17 protein-coding genes and 4 pseudogenes are annotated in these 17,334 nt (G+C 65.2%); 16 read left to right on the forward strand and 5 right to left on the reverse strand.

The genetic code is table 11. The features are described from left to right. Nucleotides 1-76: 76 nt before the first annotated feature. From RM532_RS13730 to RM532_RS13760, 7 genes and pseudogenes are all read left to right on the forward strand, one after another. Entirely contained in the window at nt 77-1,525 is a 1,449-nt protein-coding gene (locus tag RM532_RS13730; protein ID WP_311653906.1) for a TolC family protein, read from the forward strand. Beyond that, nucleotides 1,522-2,514: an efflux RND transporter periplasmic adaptor subunit gene (locus RM532_RS13735; RefSeq protein ID WP_311653907.1), complete on the forward strand. Its 993-nt coding sequence runs from the start codon at nt 1,522-1,524 to the stop codon at nt 2,512-2,514. Before RM532_RS13730 ends, RM532_RS13735 begins: the two co-directional genes overlap by 4 nt. 31 nt (nt 2,515-2,545) lie before the next feature. Continuing rightward, nucleotides 2,546-5,644, forward strand: coding sequence for an efflux RND transporter permease subunit (locus tag RM532_RS13740; protein ID WP_311653908.1), 3,099 nt, complete (start codon nt 2,546-2,548; stop codon nt 5,642-5,644). Nucleotides 5,645-5,756: 112 nt separating this feature from the next. Beyond that, nucleotides 5,757-5,897: pseudogene (locus RM532_RS13745) on the forward strand (helix-turn-helix domain-containing protein); the annotation flags it as partial. Nucleotides 5,898-5,996: 99 nt separating this feature from the next. Then, nucleotides 5,997-6,119, forward strand: a pseudogene (locus RM532_RS13750) (SulP family inorganic anion transporter); the annotation flags it as partial. Nucleotides 6,120-6,248: 129 nt separating this feature from the next. Continuing rightward, nucleotides 6,249-7,670, forward strand: coding sequence for an amidase (locus RM532_RS13755; RefSeq protein WP_311653911.1), 1,422 nt, complete (start codon nt 6,249-6,251; stop codon nt 7,668-7,670). A gap of 116 nt (nt 7,671-7,786) precedes the next feature. Continuing rightward, a complete protein-coding gene (locus RM532_RS13760; RefSeq protein WP_311653912.1) occupies nt 7,787-8,536 on the forward strand; it encodes a LuxR family transcriptional regulator in 750 nt (249 codons plus the stop codon). Between the two features lie 98 nt (nt 8,537-8,634). On the opposite strand, the pseudogene RM532_RS13765 reads toward RM532_RS13760, so the two are convergent. Further along, nucleotides 8,635-8,831: pseudogene (locus RM532_RS13765) on the reverse strand (IS3 family transposase); the annotation flags it as partial. 209 nt (nt 8,832-9,040) lie between these two features. Between RM532_RS13765 and RM532_RS13770 the strand changes: the two are divergent. The 4 genes from RM532_RS13770 to RM532_RS13785 all read left to right on the forward strand — a co-directional run bounded on the left by RM532_RS13770 (nt 9,041) and on the right by RM532_RS13785 (nt 11,375). After that, a complete protein-coding gene (locus RM532_RS13770) occupies nt 9,041-9,460 on the forward strand; it encodes a nuclear transport factor 2 family protein (protein WP_311653913.1) in 420 nt (139 codons plus the stop codon). A gap of 39 nt (nt 9,461-9,499) precedes the next feature. Continuing rightward, the gene (locus RM532_RS13775) at nt 9,500-9,952 is read left to right on the forward strand and encodes a GFA family protein (RefSeq protein WP_479725705.1); all 453 of its coding nucleotides are present in this window, start codon (nt 9,500-9,502) and stop codon (nt 9,950-9,952) included. A gap of 329 nt (nt 9,953-10,281) precedes the next feature. Then, a complete protein-coding gene (locus RM532_RS13780; RefSeq protein WP_311653915.1) occupies nt 10,282-10,566 on the forward strand; it encodes a hypothetical protein in 285 nt (94 codons plus the stop codon). After that, nucleotides 10,563-11,375 (forward strand): hypothetical protein, encoded by an 813-nt coding sequence (locus RM532_RS13785; RefSeq protein WP_311653916.1) that lies wholly within the window; start codon nt 10,563-10,565, stop codon nt 11,373-11,375. Before RM532_RS13780 ends, RM532_RS13785 begins: the two co-directional genes overlap by 4 nt. Nucleotides 11,376-11,397: 22 nt before the next feature. Here RM532_RS13785 and hmpA read toward each other — a convergent pair whose 3' ends face one another. Further along, nucleotides 11,398-12,624 (reverse strand): NO-inducible flavohemoprotein, encoded by a 1,227-nt coding sequence (gene hmpA, locus RM532_RS13790; RefSeq protein ID WP_311653917.1) that lies wholly within the window; start codon nt 12,622-12,624, stop codon nt 11,398-11,400. Between the two features lie 92 nt (nt 12,625-12,716). Here hmpA and RM532_RS13795 point away from each other — a divergent pair, with 92 nt between their 5' ends. From RM532_RS13795 to vapC, 3 genes are all read left to right on the forward strand, one after another. Beyond that, nucleotides 12,717-13,148 carry an RrF2 family transcriptional regulator gene (locus RM532_RS13795; RefSeq protein WP_311653918.1) on the forward strand — a complete coding sequence of 144 codons (432 nt, stop codon included), beginning with the start codon at nt 12,717-12,719 and terminating at the stop codon, nt 13,146-13,148. 138 nt (nt 13,149-13,286) lie between these two features. Continuing rightward, nucleotides 13,287-13,520: an antitoxin gene (locus RM532_RS13800; protein ID WP_311653919.1), complete on the forward strand. Its 234-nt coding sequence runs from the start codon at nt 13,287-13,289 to the stop codon at nt 13,518-13,520. Next, on the forward strand, nt 13,517-13,930 hold the full coding sequence (vapC, locus tag RM532_RS13805; protein WP_311653920.1) for a type II toxin-antitoxin system tRNA(fMet)-specific endonuclease VapC: 414 nt from the start codon (nt 13,517-13,519) through the stop codon (nt 13,928-13,930). Before RM532_RS13800 ends, vapC begins: the two co-directional genes overlap by 4 nt. Nucleotides 13,931-13,969: 39 nt before the next feature. Here the strand turns inward: vapC and RM532_RS13810 are convergent, their stop codons facing one another. Both RM532_RS13810 and RM532_RS13815 read right to left on the reverse strand, forming a co-directional pair. Beyond that, complete coding sequence (locus RM532_RS13810; RefSeq protein WP_311653921.1) at nt 13,970-15,334, reverse strand: flavin monoamine oxidase family protein; 1,365 nt, start codon at nt 15,332-15,334, stop codon at nt 13,970-13,972. 16 nt (nt 15,335-15,350) lie between these two features. Then, nucleotides 15,351-16,370: an NAD(P)H-quinone oxidoreductase gene (locus tag RM532_RS13815; protein ID WP_311653922.1), complete on the reverse strand. Its 1,020-nt coding sequence runs from the start codon at nt 16,368-16,370 to the stop codon at nt 15,351-15,353. Nucleotides 16,371-16,518: 148 nt separating this feature from the next. On the opposite strand from RM532_RS13815, the gene RM532_RS13820 reads away from it, so the two are divergent. After that, nucleotides 16,519-16,800, forward strand: coding sequence for a type II toxin-antitoxin system RelE/ParE family toxin (locus tag RM532_RS13820; protein ID WP_311653923.1), 282 nt, complete (start codon nt 16,519-16,521; stop codon nt 16,798-16,800). 16 nt (nt 16,801-16,816) lie between these two features. Beyond that, the gene (locus tag RM532_RS13825) at nt 16,817-17,131 is read left to right on the forward strand and encodes a HigA family addiction module antitoxin (RefSeq protein ID WP_311653924.1); all 315 of its coding nucleotides are present in this window, start codon (nt 16,817-16,819) and stop codon (nt 17,129-17,131) included. 7 nt (nt 17,132-17,138) lie between these two features. On the opposite strand, the pseudogene RM532_RS13830 reads toward RM532_RS13825, so the two are convergent. Further along, a pseudogene (locus RM532_RS13830) lies at nt 17,139-17,334 on the reverse strand (hypothetical protein); the annotation flags it as partial.

Raw genomic sequence — 17,334 nt, forward strand, 5'->3', positions numbered from 1 at the left:
GCGACGCGGCCGCTATACTGCCGGCATGGTCGGGAAAACTTCCCAGTTTCGTCACGGAAGCCCCGCGGTGTCGGCGGTGACGAGGCTTCCGGTACGGCTTCTCGGCCCGGCGGTCCTGTCACTGATCGCGGCCGGCTGCGCCACCCAGCAATACCAACCCACGCCACTTGATCCCGCCGACAACGCACAGCAGTTCCGCGACCAGCGCCTGGATTCCCCGGCGCTGGCCGATTTCGTCACCGCGCTGAATCCCGATCGCACAGACTGGCCCCCGCAGCGCTGGGATGAGAGGTCGCTGTTTCTTGCCGCGCTGTTTCATCACCCGGATTTCGCCGTCCAGCGGGCCGAATGGCGGGCCCGCCAGGCCGAGGGCGAGACTGCCGCCCGCCGTCCCCCGCCGGGCGTGCAACTGCAGACCGAATATGACACCGATCCGGAAGAGCAGGGCGCGTCGCACTGGTCCCTGGGCGGTCTGCTGAATCTGACCTTCGAGGCCCCCGGCAAGCGCGATGCCCGCATCGTCGCCGCCCGCGCCCGCATCGATGCCGCCCGCCAGCAGCTGGGTCATTCCGCCTGGCAGCTGCGCGAGCGGGTGCTGCGCCGTTACATCGAATGGCAGGACCGCAGCATGCGAGTGCGCCTGGCGTCCCTGCAGCGGCTGGCCGCCGATCAGGCCACCACGCTGCTGGTGGAACGCCAGCGCGCCGGGGTGACCGGCGGCCTGGAAGTCAGCGTGATGCGCCTGCGCGATCAGCGGGCCCGGCTGGAAGAAGTAGCCGCCCGCAACGAGGTAATCACCGCCCGCATGGGCCTGGCTGCGGCCATGGGGGTACCCACCGACGCCATCGAGGCCATTCGCAACCGTCTCGGCAAGCCGGCCGGGGACCTGCCGGCGGTGGACGAACTCCGCCTGCGCCGCAGTGCGCTGACCGGCCGCTATGACATCCAGCGGGAACTGGCTGCCTTCGCCGCGGCCGATGCCGACCTGCGCGGGGCGGTGGCGGCCCAGTATCCGGACGTGACCCTGGCGCCGGGTTTTATCTACGATCAGGGTGACGCGGTCTGGTTGCTGGAGGCCTCCTGGATGCTGTTGCTGCGCGGCTACAACGACGGCCCGATTGCCGCCGCCCGGGCGCGCCGCGATGCCGCCGCGGCCCGGTTCCGGGCGCTGCAGGCCCGGGTGATCGGGGAACTGGATCAGGCCGTGACCCATTACCGCGGCCAGCGCCGGGTGCTGGAAACCGCCAACAAGCTGCTGGCCGAGCAGCGGGATTACGAAGCGGAAGTCCGCCAGCGCCACGCCGCCGGCTATGTCGACCGCCTGAACCTGCTCACCGCTCAGATCGAGACCCTGGCCGCCCGGCGTGCCAGGCTGGATGCCTGGCGCAATGCCCTGCTGGCCCGGGCGCGGCTGGAAACCACCGCCCAGACCACCGTGCCGGTCCGCGATGACGATCTTCAGCTGGCCATCCGCCGCTTCGTCAACCAGTCCACCACCGACCGGCAATCGGAGTCCGGCCCATGAAAACCCTTGCTGCGCTTGCCCTGGCTCTGCTGCTGATCGGTCCGGTTCACGCCGACGATGATGACGACGATCCGCCGGTGGGCGAGTACACCCCGCTACGCATGACCATGGATGAGGAAGTCCGGACCCTGGCCGGCATCGGGCTGACCGAACTGCAGGCCGAGCGGCGCGTGCCCACCGTCACTGCCGCCGCCGAAGTGCTCAGCCTGCAGCCATTGCTGGTGGGGCAGGCGGAACTGCTGCAGGCCCGTGCCGACGTACGCGCCGCCAGCGCACGCAGCGAAGCCAGCAACGAGAATTATCAACGTCTGCGGCGGTTGCAGGGCGGCAATGCCAACGTCGCCGCCCGCGAGCTTGCCGTGGCCCGGGCCGAACAGCGCACCAACGCCGCCCGGCTGGACGCCGCCCGGGCCACGCTGGCCAGCCGCGAGGCCGGCTTCCGCGATCAGTGGGGCGACGCCCTGTTCGACTGGGCCACGGCGGAGGAGCCTCCGGCAGCCTGGCAGGCCCTGCAAACCCGCCGCCAGCTTCTGCTGCTGGTCAATCTGCCGCGGCGCGCGGGCCAGCCCGAAACCGGTGCGGCGATCGACCTGATCACCGATGACGACACGCTGAGCGCGACCCTGATCGCCCCGGCCCCGGGTCTGGCCGCCGTCGGCAACGGCGCCACCTGGTACGCCCGCGCCGACGCCGGGCCGCTGCGCACCGGCATGCGCCTGACCGCCAGTGTGCCGGTGAACGGCACCGAACGGCGCCGCATCCGCATTCCGGCGGCGGCGGTGGTCTGGGACGCCGGCCAACCCTGGGCCTTCGTGCATGCCGGCGGCGATGATTTCGAGCGCCGTCCGGTGACCGGCCGAGCCGGACCGGGCGGCGACTGGCTGGTCGAGAATCATTTCTCGGCTGGCGATGCGGTGGTCGTATCCGGCGCCCAGTTGATGCTGGCCCAGGAACGGCGCGCCAGCATTCCGGAAGAGGACGACGATTGATGGATCGCACGGCCAGGGCTGGGCAAGCCTGATGCTGGGCATCCTCATCGATTTCGCCCTGCGCCTGCGCGGGGTGGTGCTGGCGCTGGCGCTGATGCTGTTTGGCTATGGCGGCTGGATGCTGACCGAGGCCGGGCTGGACATCTTTCCGGAGTTCTCACCCAAACAGGTGGTGATCCAGACCGAATCCCCCGGCCTGACCGCCGAGCAGGTGGAAGTGCAGGTCAGCCAGCCGATCGAGAATGCCCTGGCCGGGCTGATGGGTCTGAAGCTGATCCGTTCCCAGTCCATGCAGGGGCTTTCGGTGGTCACGCTGATCTTCCAGCCGGATACCGACACCTTCCGCAACCGCCAGATCGTGGCCGAGCGCCTGGGCACAGTGGGCAACCAGCTGCCGCCCGGGGCCGAGGCCCCGGTGATGGTGCCGCTGTCGTCATCCTCGGCCACGGTGATGACCATCGGCGTGACCTCGCCGAGCGCCTCGCTCATGGATCTGCGCGACGCGGTGGACGGCACGCTGGTGCCGCGCCTGCTGAGCGTGCCCGGAGTGGCCGATGTCAACGTGTTCGGTGGCGACATCCGCCAGCTGCAGATCCAGGTGGACCCGGATGCCCTGCGTGCCCACGGCATTTCCCTGGCCCGGGTGCGTACCGCGGCGCTGCGGGCCACGGGCGTGCGCGGCGCGGGTTTCCTGGCCAACGACAACCAGCAGCTGCCGGTGACGGTAACCGGTACGCCGCAGGCCGCCGAATCCCTGCGCGAGGTCACGCTGGCCTCGCCGGCCACCGGGCGGCGACTGCAACTGGCCGACATCGCCACCGTCGAGGAGGCCGCCGCGCCGGCCTTCGGTGCCGCCCAGATCATGGGCGAGCCGGCGGTGGTGATGATGGTGATCGGCCAGTACCAGGCCAACACCCTGACCGTGTCCCGCGACATCGAGAATGCCCTGGATGATCTCGACGTGGTGCTGGCCGCCGACGACATCGAGTTGCACGACCACCTGTTCCGCCCCGCGGATTACATCGAGGCCTCGTTCTCGAGCATTGCCGGTCACCTGATGGTGGGCGCCGGCTTCGTGGTGATCGTGCTGCTGGTGTTCCTGTACAACTGGCGGGCGGCGGTGATCTCGGCCCTGGCCATTCCGCTGTCGCTGCTGGGGGCCACCATTCTGCTGCTGGCCTTCGGCATCAACCTCAACGTGATGGTGCTGGGCGGGTTGGCCATCGCCCTGGGCGAGGTGGTCGACGACGCCATCATCGATACCGAGAACATCGCCCGGCGGCTGCGCGAAAACCGCGCGCTGGCACAGCCGCGGTCGTTCCTGCCGGTGATCTACGACGCCTCCATGGAGGTGCGTGGCTCGGTGGTCTACGCCACCTTCATCGTGATCCTGGCGTTCGTGCCGCTGCTGACCCTGGGCGGGGTGGCGGGGCGGCTGTTCGCGCCGCTGGGTCTGGCCTACATCCTGGCCATTCTGGTGTCACTGCTGGTAGCCCTGACCATCACCCCGGCGCTGGCAGCCATGCTGCTCACCGGCCGCCGGGAAAGCGCGGACGAGCCGCCCGTCACCCGCTGGCTGAAACCCCGCTATGAAAGGGTGCTGGCCCGCACCGAGACCCGTCCGCGGGTGGCCCTGATCGCGGCGCTGGCCGTGAGTGCCGGCGGGGTGGCCCTGCTGCCGCTGTTCGGCGGGTCGTTCCTGCCCGAACTGCGCGAAGGTCATTACATCGTTCACACCACCAGCCTGCCGGGCACCTCGTTGGAGGAATCCATCCGCCACGGCAAGCAGCTGACCGAACAGTGGCGGGAAATACCCGGTATCCGATCGGTGTCGCAGTGGGCTGGCCGGGCGGAGCGGGGCGCCGACACCTACGGCACCCATTACAGCGAATACGAGATCGACTTCGAAAAGGGCCTGTCCGGCCCCGAGCAGCAGGAAGTCATCGACGCCCTGAACGCCGTGCTGCGGGATTTCCCCGGCATCAGCTACGAATCCAACACGTTTCTCACCGAGCGCATCGACGAAACCATTTCCGGCTACACCTCGCCGGTGGTGGTCAACATCTTCGGCCACGACCTGCCCGAGCTGGATCGCCTGGCCGCCGAGGTGGCGGACGTTATCCGCGACGTGCCCGGCGCCGCCGAGGTGCAGGTGCGTTCCTCGGCGGACGTGCCGCTGATGAACGTCAGTCTGGACAATCAGCGTCTGGCCATGCACGGCATCCCGCCATTGGACGCGGTGGAAGCCATCCGCACCGCCTATCGAGGCGACGTGGTGGGGCATTACTACGAGGGCAATCGCCGGCGCGACGTCAACCTGATCCTGGCCCCGGAACACCGCCGCGACCCGGCCAGCGTAGGCAACCTGCCCCTGGCCGACAGCGACGGCCGGCTGCGGCCGCTGGACGACGTGGCCCGCGTGGAACAGGTGGCCGGCCGCTACAACGTGCTGCACGAAGGCGCCCAGCGCGTACAGACCGTCACCGCCGACGTGGACGGCCGCGACCTCGCCTCGTTCTTCGACGCCCTGCGCACCCGGGTGCTGGCGGACGTGGAGTTCAGCGCCGAGACCTATCCCGAATTCACCGGCGCCGCCCTGGAACAGGCCGAAGCCCGCCGCGAACTCATCCTGCATTCACTGCTGGCCGGCGGCGGCATCCTGGTGATGATCTTCGTGGCCCTGCGCAGCGTGCGTAACGTGGCCCTGGTGCTGCTGAACCTGCCGTTTTCGCTGGTCGGCGGCGTGGTGGCCGCCTGGCTGACCGGCGGCTGGCTGTCAATCGGCTCGCTGGTGGGCTTCGTCACCCTGTTCGGCATCACCGTGCGCAACTCCATCATGCTGGCGTCCCACTACCAGCACCTGGTAGCCGACGAGGGCCTGCCCTGGAACGCCGAAACCGCCCGCCGCGGCGCCCGCGAACGCCTCACTGCCATCCTCGTCACCGCCCTGGTCACCGCCCTGGCCATGCTCCCCATCGCCATCGGCAGCGATAACCCCGGCCGCGAGATCATGGGGCCGATGGCGGCCATTATCATTGGCGGGCTGGTATCGTCGACGGTGCTGAATCTGCTGGTTCTGCCTTCGGTACTTTTGCGGTATGGGCGGTTTGGGGCGGCGCGATTGACCTAGTTGAGTATTTATCCGACACCCGCTGCCCCTGAGTGGATTCAGGGGCGGCGGCCACCGGGGTCTCCGATAGACTCTTTGTTACCACACATCGAGTTAGCAAGGAGGGTCCCCGATGACCACCGAATCACAGCGTACCAAGCGCAAGCTGTCGTTGTTGCAGTTGGCCGAGGAGCTGGGCAATGTCTCCAAGGCCTGCCAGATCATGGGCTATCACCGCGACACGTTTTACGAGGTCCAGAAGGCCTTCAAGGTCGCCACCGCGTTGGCCCGCCGACCGCACTCCTGATTGCCTTCTGGCTCGACGACGTCCGTCGCCGAAGCAACCCCGTTTTCTCTGGAGAAAAGTACCTGGATGATCCCCCCGGCCGTGTTCCGAATCAATGTTCTCAGCGGCCTGACGGTTGCGCTCGCAATGGTGCCGGAGGCGGTGGCCTTTGCCCTGGTGGCGCAGGTGTCGCCGCTCACCGGGCTTTATGTCAATGGAGTCTGATCCCTTTGATTTTTGATTTCTCGCGCCCCATGTCCCCTTTTTTTGGTTACTTGCGGCCTCCCATAGCCCTGGCCAGGATTCAGTGCCATGGATCGGTATAAACGGAGTCCGGCGATGGCAAGCGACAATCTCGATCTTTGCTACCTGAGCGCCACCGAGGCGCTAGCCGCCTTCCAGGCGAAGGAGCTCTCGCCGGTCGAGGTGCTGCAGGCCCAGATTGATCGTATCGAATCCGTCAACAACACCGTAAACGCCCTGACCGACACCTACTTCGACCGCGCCCTCGAGCTGGCCAAAGCGGCGGAAACCAGGTACGCGAAAGGCGCCGACGTACGACCCTTGGAGGGCCTGTCCTGCGGCATCAAGGACTGGCACTCGGTCGAGGGCGAGATAACCACGTACGGCTCGCGCGTATTCGCGGATTACCGCCCCGACCAGACGGCACCCACGGTCGAACGCCTGCTGGATGCCGGCGCCATCATGCATTGCCGGACCACGACCCCGGAATTCGCCCATTCCGGCGTCACGCACACTCCGCTTTGGGGCGTGACCCGGAACCCATGGAACCCCGACTACACCCCCGGCGGCTCCTCCGGCGGATCCGGCGCCGCCCTGGCCGCCGGCATGGCCACAATCGCCGACGGCACGGACGGCGGCGGCTCCCTGCGAATTCCGGCGGCCATGTCCGGCCTTTTCGGGTACAAGCCACCCTTCGGGCGCAATCCCCTGGATCGCGAGCACCCAGGCGAGACCCTGCTGCACTACGGCGCAATGACGCGAAGCGTCGCCGACCTGGCCCTGCTCCAGAACGTGATGTCGGGCGTCCATCCGGCAGACCACTATTCCCTGCGCGAGCGAATCATCCTCCCGAAAACATTCGACTCGGCCAAGGGGCTGAAGATCGGTCTTTCCATGGATCTCGGCTACTACCGCATCGACTCGCAAGTGCGCGAGAACACCAACGCCGCCGCACGCACCCTCCAGGAGCTTGGCTGCGACGTCGACGAAGTCCGGCTCGGCTGGGACACGGACACCGACGAAGGCTGGCTCACGACGTGGGAAGGCTTGTTCTGGGCCCTGGCCGGGGAGCTGCTGACGGACTCGCGCGACCAGCTTGACCCGTTCGTGGTGCAGATCCTCGAGCGCGGGCGGGAGCACTCCCTCAAGAGCTTCTATAACGTGCACCAGCTCCGCTTCGGCATGTACCAGAAGCTCGCGCGCATCTTCCAGGATTACGACCTCCTGATCTGCCCGACCACCGCGACCGCATCGGTAAAGGCGGACCAGAGCAACTTCGAATCGGTGATCGTCGAAGGCGAGCCGGTGCGCCCCTACATCGGATGGTTCCTGACCTACCCGTTCAACCTGCTCAGCGCCTGCCCGGTCATGAGCGTGCCGACCGGGTTCGCGGACACAGGCGTGCCCACCGGCATGCAGATCGTCGGCCGCCCCTACGACGACGAAACCGTCTTCCGCGCCGCCGCCGCGCTCGAGGCCGCCACATCGCCCTGGAAGAGCAAACGTCCGGATATCTAACCGCACCGCACCACGCCCCGCGGAGACCCCGTGCCGGTTGCCCTGCCCCCGGCGTTGTGCGGTATAAAGACAACGTGCCACAGGATCATGCAACCCTCCCAAGCCCGCAGGCCGAGGTGAGCAGTTCGAACTTGCGGGACTTCGCCCACGCGCTCGAAACCACGGGCAGCGTCGACGCCGCCATGGACATCCTGCAGGCCGAGGTCGGCCGCCTGGGATTTCCCCTCGTGGACTACTCCTACCTGCCGGTGCCGCGCCTACGCACCGGCGAATGGCGCGCACCGCCCCTGAAGACCCGAAACTTCCCCAGGGGCTGGGACCGGCAGTGGGACAAGCACCGCCGCCACGATCCATATTTCCACGCCTGCTTCGAAGGACGCCGCTTCGTCGACTGGTCGGACGTCCAGCACCGGACGAATCTTTGTCGCCGGGAACGGGACTGCATGACCTACCTGGCCGATCACGGCATCTACCGGGGCCTGACGATACCCATACACCTGGCCGGCGGCCGTTTCGCCTTCATCACCGTCGCCGGGGACGGCCCCAAGGAGAGCTGGGAAAAACGCGTCGCACTCTCGCGAGAGACCCTGTTTTTCCTCGCCCACTATTTCCACCACGTCCTGATCAGCAGATTCGGCAGGCCGTTCGCTCCCGCGGGCTGCCATCCGCTGAGCCCGCGCGAGGCGGAATGCCTGCACTGGGCCGCACGGGGCAAGACCGCCCAAGAGACCGCCATCATCCTGACGCTATCTGTCGAAACCGTCCGGATCCATCTGAAGCGCACCGCGGTCAAGCTGGACGCGGCCAACCGATCGCACGCCGTGGCCAAGGCGTTGTCGCTGGGTTATATAGATCCGGTAGCTTAGGCTGGTTATTGCCGGAGGCACTTCCAGCCTGATCGACCACAGTTAAGAATATGCTTTCAATGGAGTCTGAGCTGGCCCGGCTCCCACGAGCAGGTGAATCAAGCCACAGCTTGATGGGTTTGCTCCACTTCTAACGGCGTTCGATAGCCCAGCGTTTGATGGATCCGCTGGCGGTTATAAAACACCTCGATGTATTCGAAAATGCCGCTCGAGCAGCCTGTCGGCTGGCAACTACACGTCGGTCGATCAGTTCGAACTTGAGCGTAGCGAAAAAGCTCTCGGCCACGGCGCTGTTCCTGCTGTCCTTCATCATGTTCGGGTCCACACTGATTGAAGCGATTCCGCTGGCCGCCCTGATCGGCGTGATGGTGGTGGATCTTGCCGCGGCTTTCGGGTCTTACTTTTTGCCTCGCGGTAGAGAAGGTAAAGCGCTTTCGCGGCACCCTGAGATATCCGCGCTAGGATTTTACTGTGATTCCGCACGCCTGCCTGCCGGAGTAATGCATGCCTGACTCGTTCTGCAAACGTTTCGAGATCGCCTGGCACAATCCGACCGCCGAAAAATTGGTATCGTTGTTGACGGAGGATGTGGTCCTTTACCAGCCCCACCGTCCGCCCCTACGCGGCCGAGCCGCGGTACGAGTGGAATTCTCCAGGTTGCTGGCATGGCTTCCGGGCACGTATTCGAAGGTCATGCGGTGGCTGGAGGATTCGCAAGAGGCGTTCATCGAACACGAGCTGCACTTTCCGGCGGGTTCGGGGTTCATCCGCATCCCTGCTGTTGATCGGTTCATCCTGGAAGACGGGCTGGCGAAGGAGCGAGTTGTGTACTTTGACCGATTCCTGCTTTTCGCGGGGGTGCTGCGCCATCCGTCGCTCTGGCCCGGTTATGTCAGGTATCGGTTCGGGGGTTCGGGGGTCTAAAACATAGGGTTAAGTGGATCCAGCCCGGGAGGCGTTTCAATGACCACTCCTGTTTGCTATTCGGGCGGTTGCGCCTGTGGCGCAATTCGATACCGGTGTTCGGCCGAGCCGGTCATGGCGTTCAATTGCCACTGCCGCGACTGCCAACGGGCCAGTGGCAGCGCCTTTGCCTCGATACTGGTGGTGCCGACGACTGCATTCGAAATCCTGACCGGGGAACCAGCCTATCACTCGGTGGTAGCGGACAGTGGTCACACCATGCAGCGCGGTTTTTGTGCGCAATGTGGTTCGCCACTGCTGATCAGGGAACCGGCGCGGCCGGGCATCGTTCTGGTGCAGGCCGGTGGCCTGGATGATCCGGGCCGACATCAGCCGGCTGCAGATATCTTTCAGGCACGGGCTCACCCCTGGGATTACATGAACCCGGACCTGCCCGGATATCCGACAATGCCGCCATTGCCAGATTCACCATTGTTCCGCACGCAACATTGATTTTGCTCCGCATCGTTTCCGGAGTTGAAAATCGGGCCGGCAGCGCGATAATGGCCGGGAGAGAGCGCTCGGAACGGGGGCGTCGCGGACATGACGATTGCCGCACAGGTTGGGACAGCGCACGGAATCGCCGAAGGCCTTCCGGTGACCGGCATGCGCTGTGTTCATGACCGGATTGACTCCCCGGAATTCCGGCCATGCAGGAAACCACACGCCTACCACAGTCGTTGCGAGCAACGGACCGGCGGTTACCGGCCAGCCCTCCTCGCGGCGGTCCGTAGCCTTCCTCTGATGGGCCCTGCGGCTGATCGGTTCGGGCAGGACTTGTCATGCCACAGCAACCGCTAACGGATCGTGTGCAGGCCGTCCGGGAGGTGACTTCGCTGTTCCGCGTGGAGCGCTTCGTTTACCTGGCCATTATCGTCGTCTGTTTACTGGTGCTGATTGTGCTGGTGGTGATGGCCGCCCAGCGCGGTGAGATGCGCACGGCCGAGATCGTGCCGATGTTCGGTTCCGGTGGAGTGATTTCGGTAATGACCGGCCGCCTATTGCATATGTGGAACCGTGCGGTGGACTTGCTGGAGCAGCCCGCGAATCCGGATGGCGGAGGATGAGCGACGAAATCCGGCAATGGCAGAGGGCGCGGGCCTCCTACTGGGCGGCGGCCCTGACGCTGGCCGGTTTCGCAGTGGTGGTGGGCGCAATCGGCTACAGCGTGTACCAGCTGCAGACGCTGGAAGCGCGGATTACCGAGCTTGAGGAAACGAAAAAGCGGTTGCAGCAGGATATCGTCGAAAAGCGCGAGGAGGTGGCGGAACGGGAAGCCGAACTGGCCGATGTACAGGAGGCCATTACAGCGGCCCAGGAAGAGCTCGATGCCATCAAGAACGAACTCCGGATGGCTGAAATGCCGCAGGAGGCCGAGCCGCTACCACAAGCGTCAGCCGCGGGGCAGGATGCCGAGCAGCCGGGGGAGCGTCCACGAGAGCCAATAGCTGAGGCGCAAGAAGCAGAGGCAGAGGCGCGACGAGCCCGGTTGGAGCAGCAACAGGTCCAGGAGGCGCGGATCGGCCGGGTACAGCAGCGACTATCCGATGTGCAGGTCGCGCTCGACAAGCTCAGGATCCGGCCCCGCGTATACATCCATGTCCGCAGCCGTTCCCAGATTGCGCTCGCCGAGGCTGTATCCAAGCGATTATCGGGACTGGATATCGTGGTGCCGGAGGTGGAAGTCGTGATGGACCAGGGGCCAAGCCGGACGCAGGTCCGCTATTTCGATGAGAACGAGCGCCCGCTGGCGGCTGACATTCGCAGAATTCTGGCGGAGGGCCTGGGGGACGAACGGATCGAACTCAAGAACTTTGCCCATACCGGGGATGTCCGGCCAAATCAGTTCGAGATATGGTTTGGCACGGACGCGTGATGCCTGTAATAGCGAGAAGACTTCAGGCTTCGAGCGCCTCGGCTGGGCCAAAGAATTCGTAACGGATATCGTCCGCCGCCACGTGCTTGCCCTTAAGCAGCTTGTTGACGTGTTGCAGCATGGGTTTGGGACCGCAGAAGTAATATCTGGCGGATTGCCCAGCCTGCAAGTCGTCGAGTAGCTGGCCGTCGACAATGCCTTCGCTGTCAAAGCGGCCCGCCGCGCGATCCTCGGGACGCGGATCGCTATAGCGCACGTGCAGCTGCAGGTTGCTGTACTGGCCCTTGAGCATGCGCAGCTCCTCGGCAAAGGCATGCACCGCGCCGTTGAGTGAACCCTGGATGAAGACGATCGGCCGCGCTTTCGATGAGCGCGCCAGGGCCGAATGCAGCATCGACAGGATCGGCGTGATACCCACGCCACCGGCGATGAGCACCAGCGGTGTGCTTTCCTCGCTCGGCAGATCCAGCGTGAATTCGCCGCACGGCGGTCCCAGTTCCAGGCTGTCGCCGACCTGCAGATGATCGTGCAGATGATTGGACACCGCGCCGGTTGGTGCATCTGGTGCCGGCGCCGGTTCGCGCTTGACGCTGATGCGGTAGTACGGGGTGCCCGGCGCGTTCGACAGGCTGTAATTGCGCATTGCCGCGCTGCCGTCGGCCAACGTCACCTTCGCGGTGGTGTACTGGCCCGGCTCATGGGCGGCCAGCGGTTCGCCGTCGGCCGGCTCGAGATAGAACGAGACGATGTTGTCACTGGCCGCCTCGCGTCGAGCAACCGTGAACCGCCTGAAGCCCTGCCAGCCATGGGTTTGTTCCTGGGCATCGTAGATCTGCTGCTCGCGCTGGATGAAGATATCCGCCAGCACCCCGTAGGCCTCGGCCCAGGCGTCGATCACTTCGTCGGTTGCTGCCTCGCCCATGACTTCACAAATCGCCGCCAGCAGGTTCTCGCCGACGATCGGGTAATGCTCGGGCTTGATACCGAGCGAGGCGTGTTTCTGCGCGATCAGCTCGACCGCGCCGGCCAGCGCGGCCGGGTTGTCGATGTTCTGGGCATAGGCGCAAATGGCGCCGGCCAGGGCCCGCTGCTGGGTGCCGGCCTGCTGGTGTGCCGGGTTGAAGTACGGCTTTACCTCCGGATTCTTCTCGAACATGCGCGTGTAGAAGTGGCGCGTCAGGGTCTCGCCATGCGCCTGCAGGGTGGGGATGGTCTGTTTCACGGTGGCAATGGTTTCCGGCTTGAGCATGTGTATTCTCCTGTGCGCCTGGAATAAGAGGTAAGTGAGATGCCTATTTAATCTGGTATACTATTTACCTGTTTTATGGGAGTCAAGCCTCCATGCAACTAACCACGCACACCGACTACTCGCTGCGCCTGCTGATCTACCTGGGCATCCATTCCGGGGACAGGCCGGCGACGGTCCAGGACGCAGCAAACCGCTACGGCATTTCCGCCAATCACCTGGCCAAGGTGGCGCAGACGCTGGTGCAACTCGGCTACATCCACAGCCACCGCGGCCGCGGTGGTGGCCTGGAGCTGGCGCTGCCGGTGGCCGAGATCAACGTCGGCGCGGTCGTCCGGCAAACGGAAAACCTGCAGCTGCTGGAATGCTTCGGCCCGAATTCCACCTGTCCCATCGACCCGGCCTGCAAGCTCAAGGGCGTACTCGGGAAAGCGCAGCAGGCCTTTCTCGAGGTACTGGACAGCTACCGGCTCAGCGACCTGATCAGCAATCGGGACAGACTGCGCAAACTGCTCGACGTCGCCTGATGGGAATCCTCATGGTCAAAGAGGTCGGAGCCCTTTAGACACAGAACCGTGCTCTCTGCTTGCAATCTCCCAGCACATTGACGTCGGACACAGTGATAAATATCATTGGTAACTATCATCCGAAGTGTCAGGCAAACCATGACCGCTGCAAAGATTTTCAAATCGGGACGCAGTCAAGCCGTGCGCCTGCCCAAGGCATTGCGGTTCGAGGGCACGGAGGTGATTGCCAAGCGCTTCGGAAACGGCGTCCTGCTGCTGCCGCTGGATGCGCCCTGGGAAGTCATGCGGGAGGCGCTGGACGAGTTCGAGCCAAGCTTCGAGATGGAGCGTGAGCAACCCGCCCAGCAGACGCGTCCGGATTGGCCGGAATGAGCCGTTCGGTTTCGCTGCTGGATACCAATACCTGCATCTACATCATCAACCGGCGCCCGCCGGAGGTGTTTGAACACTTCGCCGGCCATGAAGTCGGCGAGATCGCTATTTCCAGCATTACCGGCGCGGAACTGACCTACGGTGTAGCCAAGAGCAGCTCCCGGAAGAATCGGGACGCACTGGACAAGTTTCTGGCGCCGCTGGTGGTTCTGCCGTTTGATGAAATGGCCATGCGGGAATACGGTGAACTGCGCAGCCATCTGGAGCGACAGGGTCAACCCATTGGTGCGCTGGATCAGCTTATCGCCGCCCACGCGTTGGCACTGGATGCGGTGCTGGTGACGAATAACGAACGCGAGTTCAACCGTGTGCCACGCTTGCGGCTGGCCAACTGGGTTGGCGATTCCTGACGAATGAGGGTTTCAGGCGGTGCCTTCTGCCTCGCTGAGTCAGGCCAGCGTCGCCGCCACCTCGCCAGCCGCCCGTTCCCCGGATTCGAGGGCGCCGTCCATGTAGCCGATCCAGCGGATCGCGGTTTCGGTACCAGCCCAGTGGATGCGGCCGCAAGGCGCTCGCAGGGCCGGGCCGCAGTCGGTCAGCGTGCCGGGCGTGGCAATGCCGACGTAGCAGCCCTGGCTCCAGGGATCGGAGATCCAGTCCTTGTCGACATAGCCGATTGGTGAGGCGGCGTCCGCGCCGAAGTAGCGCCGCAGTGCGGTGACCGCGGCGTTGCGTCGCCTGTTCTGGTCGCTGCCGGCGAGGTCGCGGCTGTGGCCGCCGTCGAAGAATCCGACCAGGAAGCCGTGCGAGCTGCCGGGCGGGGTGGCATCCAGCACCGGGCCGAAGGGGCCCATGTCGCTGATCACTTCGCCGGACAGGCCACGGTCGCGCCAGAAGGGGCGCTCATAGGCCACCAGTGCCTTGATGACGGAGCCCATCGGCATGCGGCTGTGCAGCTGCATGCGAGTCGCGGGCAGGGCCGGTTCGAAATGGATGCCGGCGGCCAGGGCCGGGGCCAGGGCGACGATCACGCGGCCGGCATGCACCTCGCCGCGGGCGTGCCGGATAAACGCGCCGGATTCGTTTTGCTCCACCGCGTGCACCGGGGTATTCAGTGCAAGCACACCGTCCGGCAGCCGATCCGCCAGCCGTTCTGCCAGCTGGAATGCGCCGCCGCGGATACGGGTTTGCTGTGCACCGTCGCCGTGGACTTCCGCGAGTGTTTCGATCTTCCCGGCGGCGGCGACGTAGGTCAGGAAGTAGAGCAGGGATATTTCGTGCGGCTCGCAGGTGTAGATGGCGCGTGTGAGAATTTCCATCAGGCTGCGCCCGCCGCGGGTATGCAGGTTGCTCTGCAGCCACTGGGCCACGGTCATGCGGTCCCAGCGCGTCGCGTCGGCGGCCTCCCAGGGCGCGGCCGGATCGATCCTGCTGGCGGCCTTGTTGATTCGCCGGATGGCGCGATCGGCGTCCAGCAGGCCGAGCAGGGACATGCGCGGGATGGTGCCACGGTAGCTGCGCAGCCTGCCGTTGATTTCCAGCAGCCGCCGGCCGTCGGCGTATTGGGGAAAGGTTTGCAGCCCCAGCTCCTCGCACAGGGCGAACACGCGGCTCTGGGCGGGGCCCAGCCACTGGCCGCCGACGTCGACCGCTTCGCCGCAGAGCATGTCGCCTTGGGTGCGGCCGCCAACCCGGTCGCGCGCCTCCAGCAGACGCACGCTGTGGCCGACCTGGCTCAACCGCTGAGCCGCACGAAGACCGGCCAGCCCGGCGCCGATGATGCAGACATCGGTGCAATCCGTGGTTGAAGTCATGTGGGTCTTGCGTGACTCAGGGATCCGCTGACGAGACCGTCAGCATGATCTTGCCGATATGCCGGCCGGCTTCCATTTCCCGATGGGCCTCGGCGGCGTCTGCCAGCGGGAATGTGGCGTGAATGATGGGCCGGGTGCAGTCGCCGGATGCCAGCAGCGGCCAGACCTGTTGACGCAGCGCGTCGGCAATCGCGGCCTTTTCCGCTTTGCTGCGGGCGCGCATGGTGGAGCCGGTGATGTGGGCGCGTTTGAGAACCAGCGTGAGCAGGTCGACCTGATCCGCGGTGACGCCACCCATGAAGCCGATGACGATGAGCCGGCCGTCCCGGGCCAGCGCGGCCAGATTGCGATTGAAGTACTTCGCACCGACGACATCCAGAATCGTGTCGACACCCTGACCATTCGTGTGCCCGGCCACCGCCTCGCCGAAGTCGGTTTCGCGATAGTTGATGGCGATGCCGCCCAGGTCTTCCACGGCACGGCATTTGTCGTCGCTGCCGGCGGTGGCCAGGGTGGTGATACCGAAGGCCCGGCACAGCGCCAGTGCCGTGGTGCCGATGCCGCTGGTGCCGCCGTGGATCAGCACGGTATCGCCGCGTTTCACCCCGGCGGTGTCGAACAGATTGGCCCAGACGGTGAAATACGTCTCCGGCAGGGCCGCGGCCTCGCTCATCGTCAGGCCGCCGGGAATGGGCAGGGCCTGGGTGGCCGGCAGCAGACAGTATTCCGCATAGCCGCCGCCTTCGGTGAGGCCGCAGACCCGATCGCCTACCGCATGGGTCGTCACCTGGTCGCCGACGGCCACGATTGTCCCCGCGACCTCCAGCCCGGGCGTCGGATTCACGCCCGGGGGCATCGGATAATTGCCCTGGCGCTGCATGATGTCCGGCCGGTTTACGCCGGCGGCGACCACGCGCACCAGCAGTTCGCCGCGGCCGGGCGCCGGGACATCCACAACCCGTGACTGCAGGACGTCGGCATCACCCGGCTGGGTGATGGCGATTTCCGTCATGGTCTGCGGGATGTTTGCTGGCATGGACTGCGTTACCTGGTGTGATTGTCGAGCTGCTTACGCGCTGGCAGGCCGGGTTCAACGGGAACGTATCAGGCGAGGTAATCGACGGCGAGACCTGCTCACGTGGCCGCGGGTGACATTCGTCACGTGACGCATTACAATTATCTGCATGATCAAGACGTTTGCGGATCGCCGTACCCGAACGCTGTACTTGTCGGGACGGAGCCGACGGTTTCCCGCCGATGTTGCCAAACGGGTTCTGCGCAAGCTGGCGTATGTTGACCTCGCGGTTCGGCTGGATGACTTGAAAGTGCCGCCCGGGAATCGGCTCCATGCCCTGGGCGGTGACCGCAAGGGCCAGCATGCGATTGCGGTCAACAATCAGTGGCGCATCTGCTTTCGGTTCGTCGATGGCGATGCCTACGACGTTGAAGTTTGTGACTATCACTGATCATGGAGTGGCGAAGATGAGTTTCACCAATACCGGTCAAATGACACGGCGGCCTACCCATCCCGGTGAAATGCTGCGTGAAGATTTCATGCCCGAGTACGGTTTATCGATCAGCGCCCTGGCGCGGGCGATCGGTGTGTCGCGACAGTCCATCAATGATCTGGTGCGCGAGCGCCGTGCCGTCAGCCCGAGCATTGCCCTGCGCCTGGCGCGCCTATTCGGGAACTCGCCCGAATTCTGGCTCAACGCCCAACGGACGGTGGATCTGTGGGAGGTGGCCCGCTCGGTTGAAAAAGAAATAAACCGGATACAACCGCTTGATGTGGCATGACGGCTGGCTAGCCGGACACCCCTCCGCCACTAGGCCTTGAAGCCGGCATCTCGGGTTTCCCGCCACGCTCGGCCCATTCCTCGCGCAGTTGCACTTGCCACGCCAGACCATCGATCTGCGTCCAGAGTCCTCGCGTGCGCGCCAGACGTTGTCTCGGCGTTGGTTGCGTTTGCACGTTTTTCTGCCGGTGGTGTTTAAAAATT

The sequence above is a fragment of the Spectribacter hydrogenoxidans genome, assembly GCF_031846275.1.
Lineage (GTDB): Bacteria > Pseudomonadota > Gammaproteobacteria > Nevskiales > Salinisphaeraceae > Spectribacter > Spectribacter hydrogenoxidans.

Coding starts and splice junctions, on each gene's coding strand:
- RM532_RS13735 (WP_311653907.1), top strand. CDS start 1,522: ATGAAAACCCTTGCTGCGCTTGCCCTGGCTCTGCTGCTGATCGGTCCG.
- RM532_RS13740 (WP_311653908.1), top strand. CDS start 2,546: ATGCTGGGCATCCTCATCGATTTCGCCCTGCGCCTGCGCGGGGTGGTG.
- RM532_RS13755 (WP_311653911.1), top strand. CDS start 6,249: ATGGCAAGCGACAATCTCGATCTTTGCTACCTGAGCGCCACCGAGGCG.
- RM532_RS13770 (WP_311653913.1), top strand. CDS start 9,041: ATGCCTGACTCGTTCTGCAAACGTTTCGAGATCGCCTGGCACAATCCG.
- RM532_RS13775 (WP_479725705.1), top strand. CDS start 9,500: ATGACCACTCCTGTTTGCTATTCGGGCGGTTGCGCCTGTGGCGCAATT.
- RM532_RS13780 (WP_311653915.1), top strand. CDS start 10,282: ATGCCACAGCAACCGCTAACGGATCGTGTGCAGGCCGTCCGGGAGGTG.
- RM532_RS13785 (WP_311653916.1), top strand. CDS start 10,563: ATGAGCGACGAAATCCGGCAATGGCAGAGGGCGCGGGCCTCCTACTGG.
- hmpA (WP_311653917.1), bottom strand. CDS start 12,624: ATGCTCAAGCCGGAAACCATTGCCACCGTGAAACAGACCATCCCCACC.
- RM532_RS13795 (WP_311653918.1), top strand. CDS start 12,717: ATGCAACTAACCACGCACACCGACTACTCGCTGCGCCTGCTGATCTAC.
- RM532_RS13800 (WP_311653919.1), top strand. CDS start 13,287: ATGACCGCTGCAAAGATTTTCAAATCGGGACGCAGTCAAGCCGTGCGC.
- vapC (WP_311653920.1), top strand. CDS start 13,517: ATGAGCCGTTCGGTTTCGCTGCTGGATACCAATACCTGCATCTACATC.
- RM532_RS13810 (WP_311653921.1), bottom strand. CDS start 15,334: ATGACTTCAACCACGGATTGCACCGATGTCTGCATCATCGGCGCCGGG.
- RM532_RS13815 (WP_311653922.1), bottom strand. CDS start 16,370: ATGCCAGCAAACATCCCGCAGACCATGACGGAAATCGCCATCACCCAG.
- RM532_RS13820 (WP_311653923.1), top strand. CDS start 16,519: ATGATCAAGACGTTTGCGGATCGCCGTACCCGAACGCTGTACTTGTCG.
- RM532_RS13825 (WP_311653924.1), top strand. CDS start 16,817: ATGAGTTTCACCAATACCGGTCAAATGACACGGCGGCCTACCCATCCC.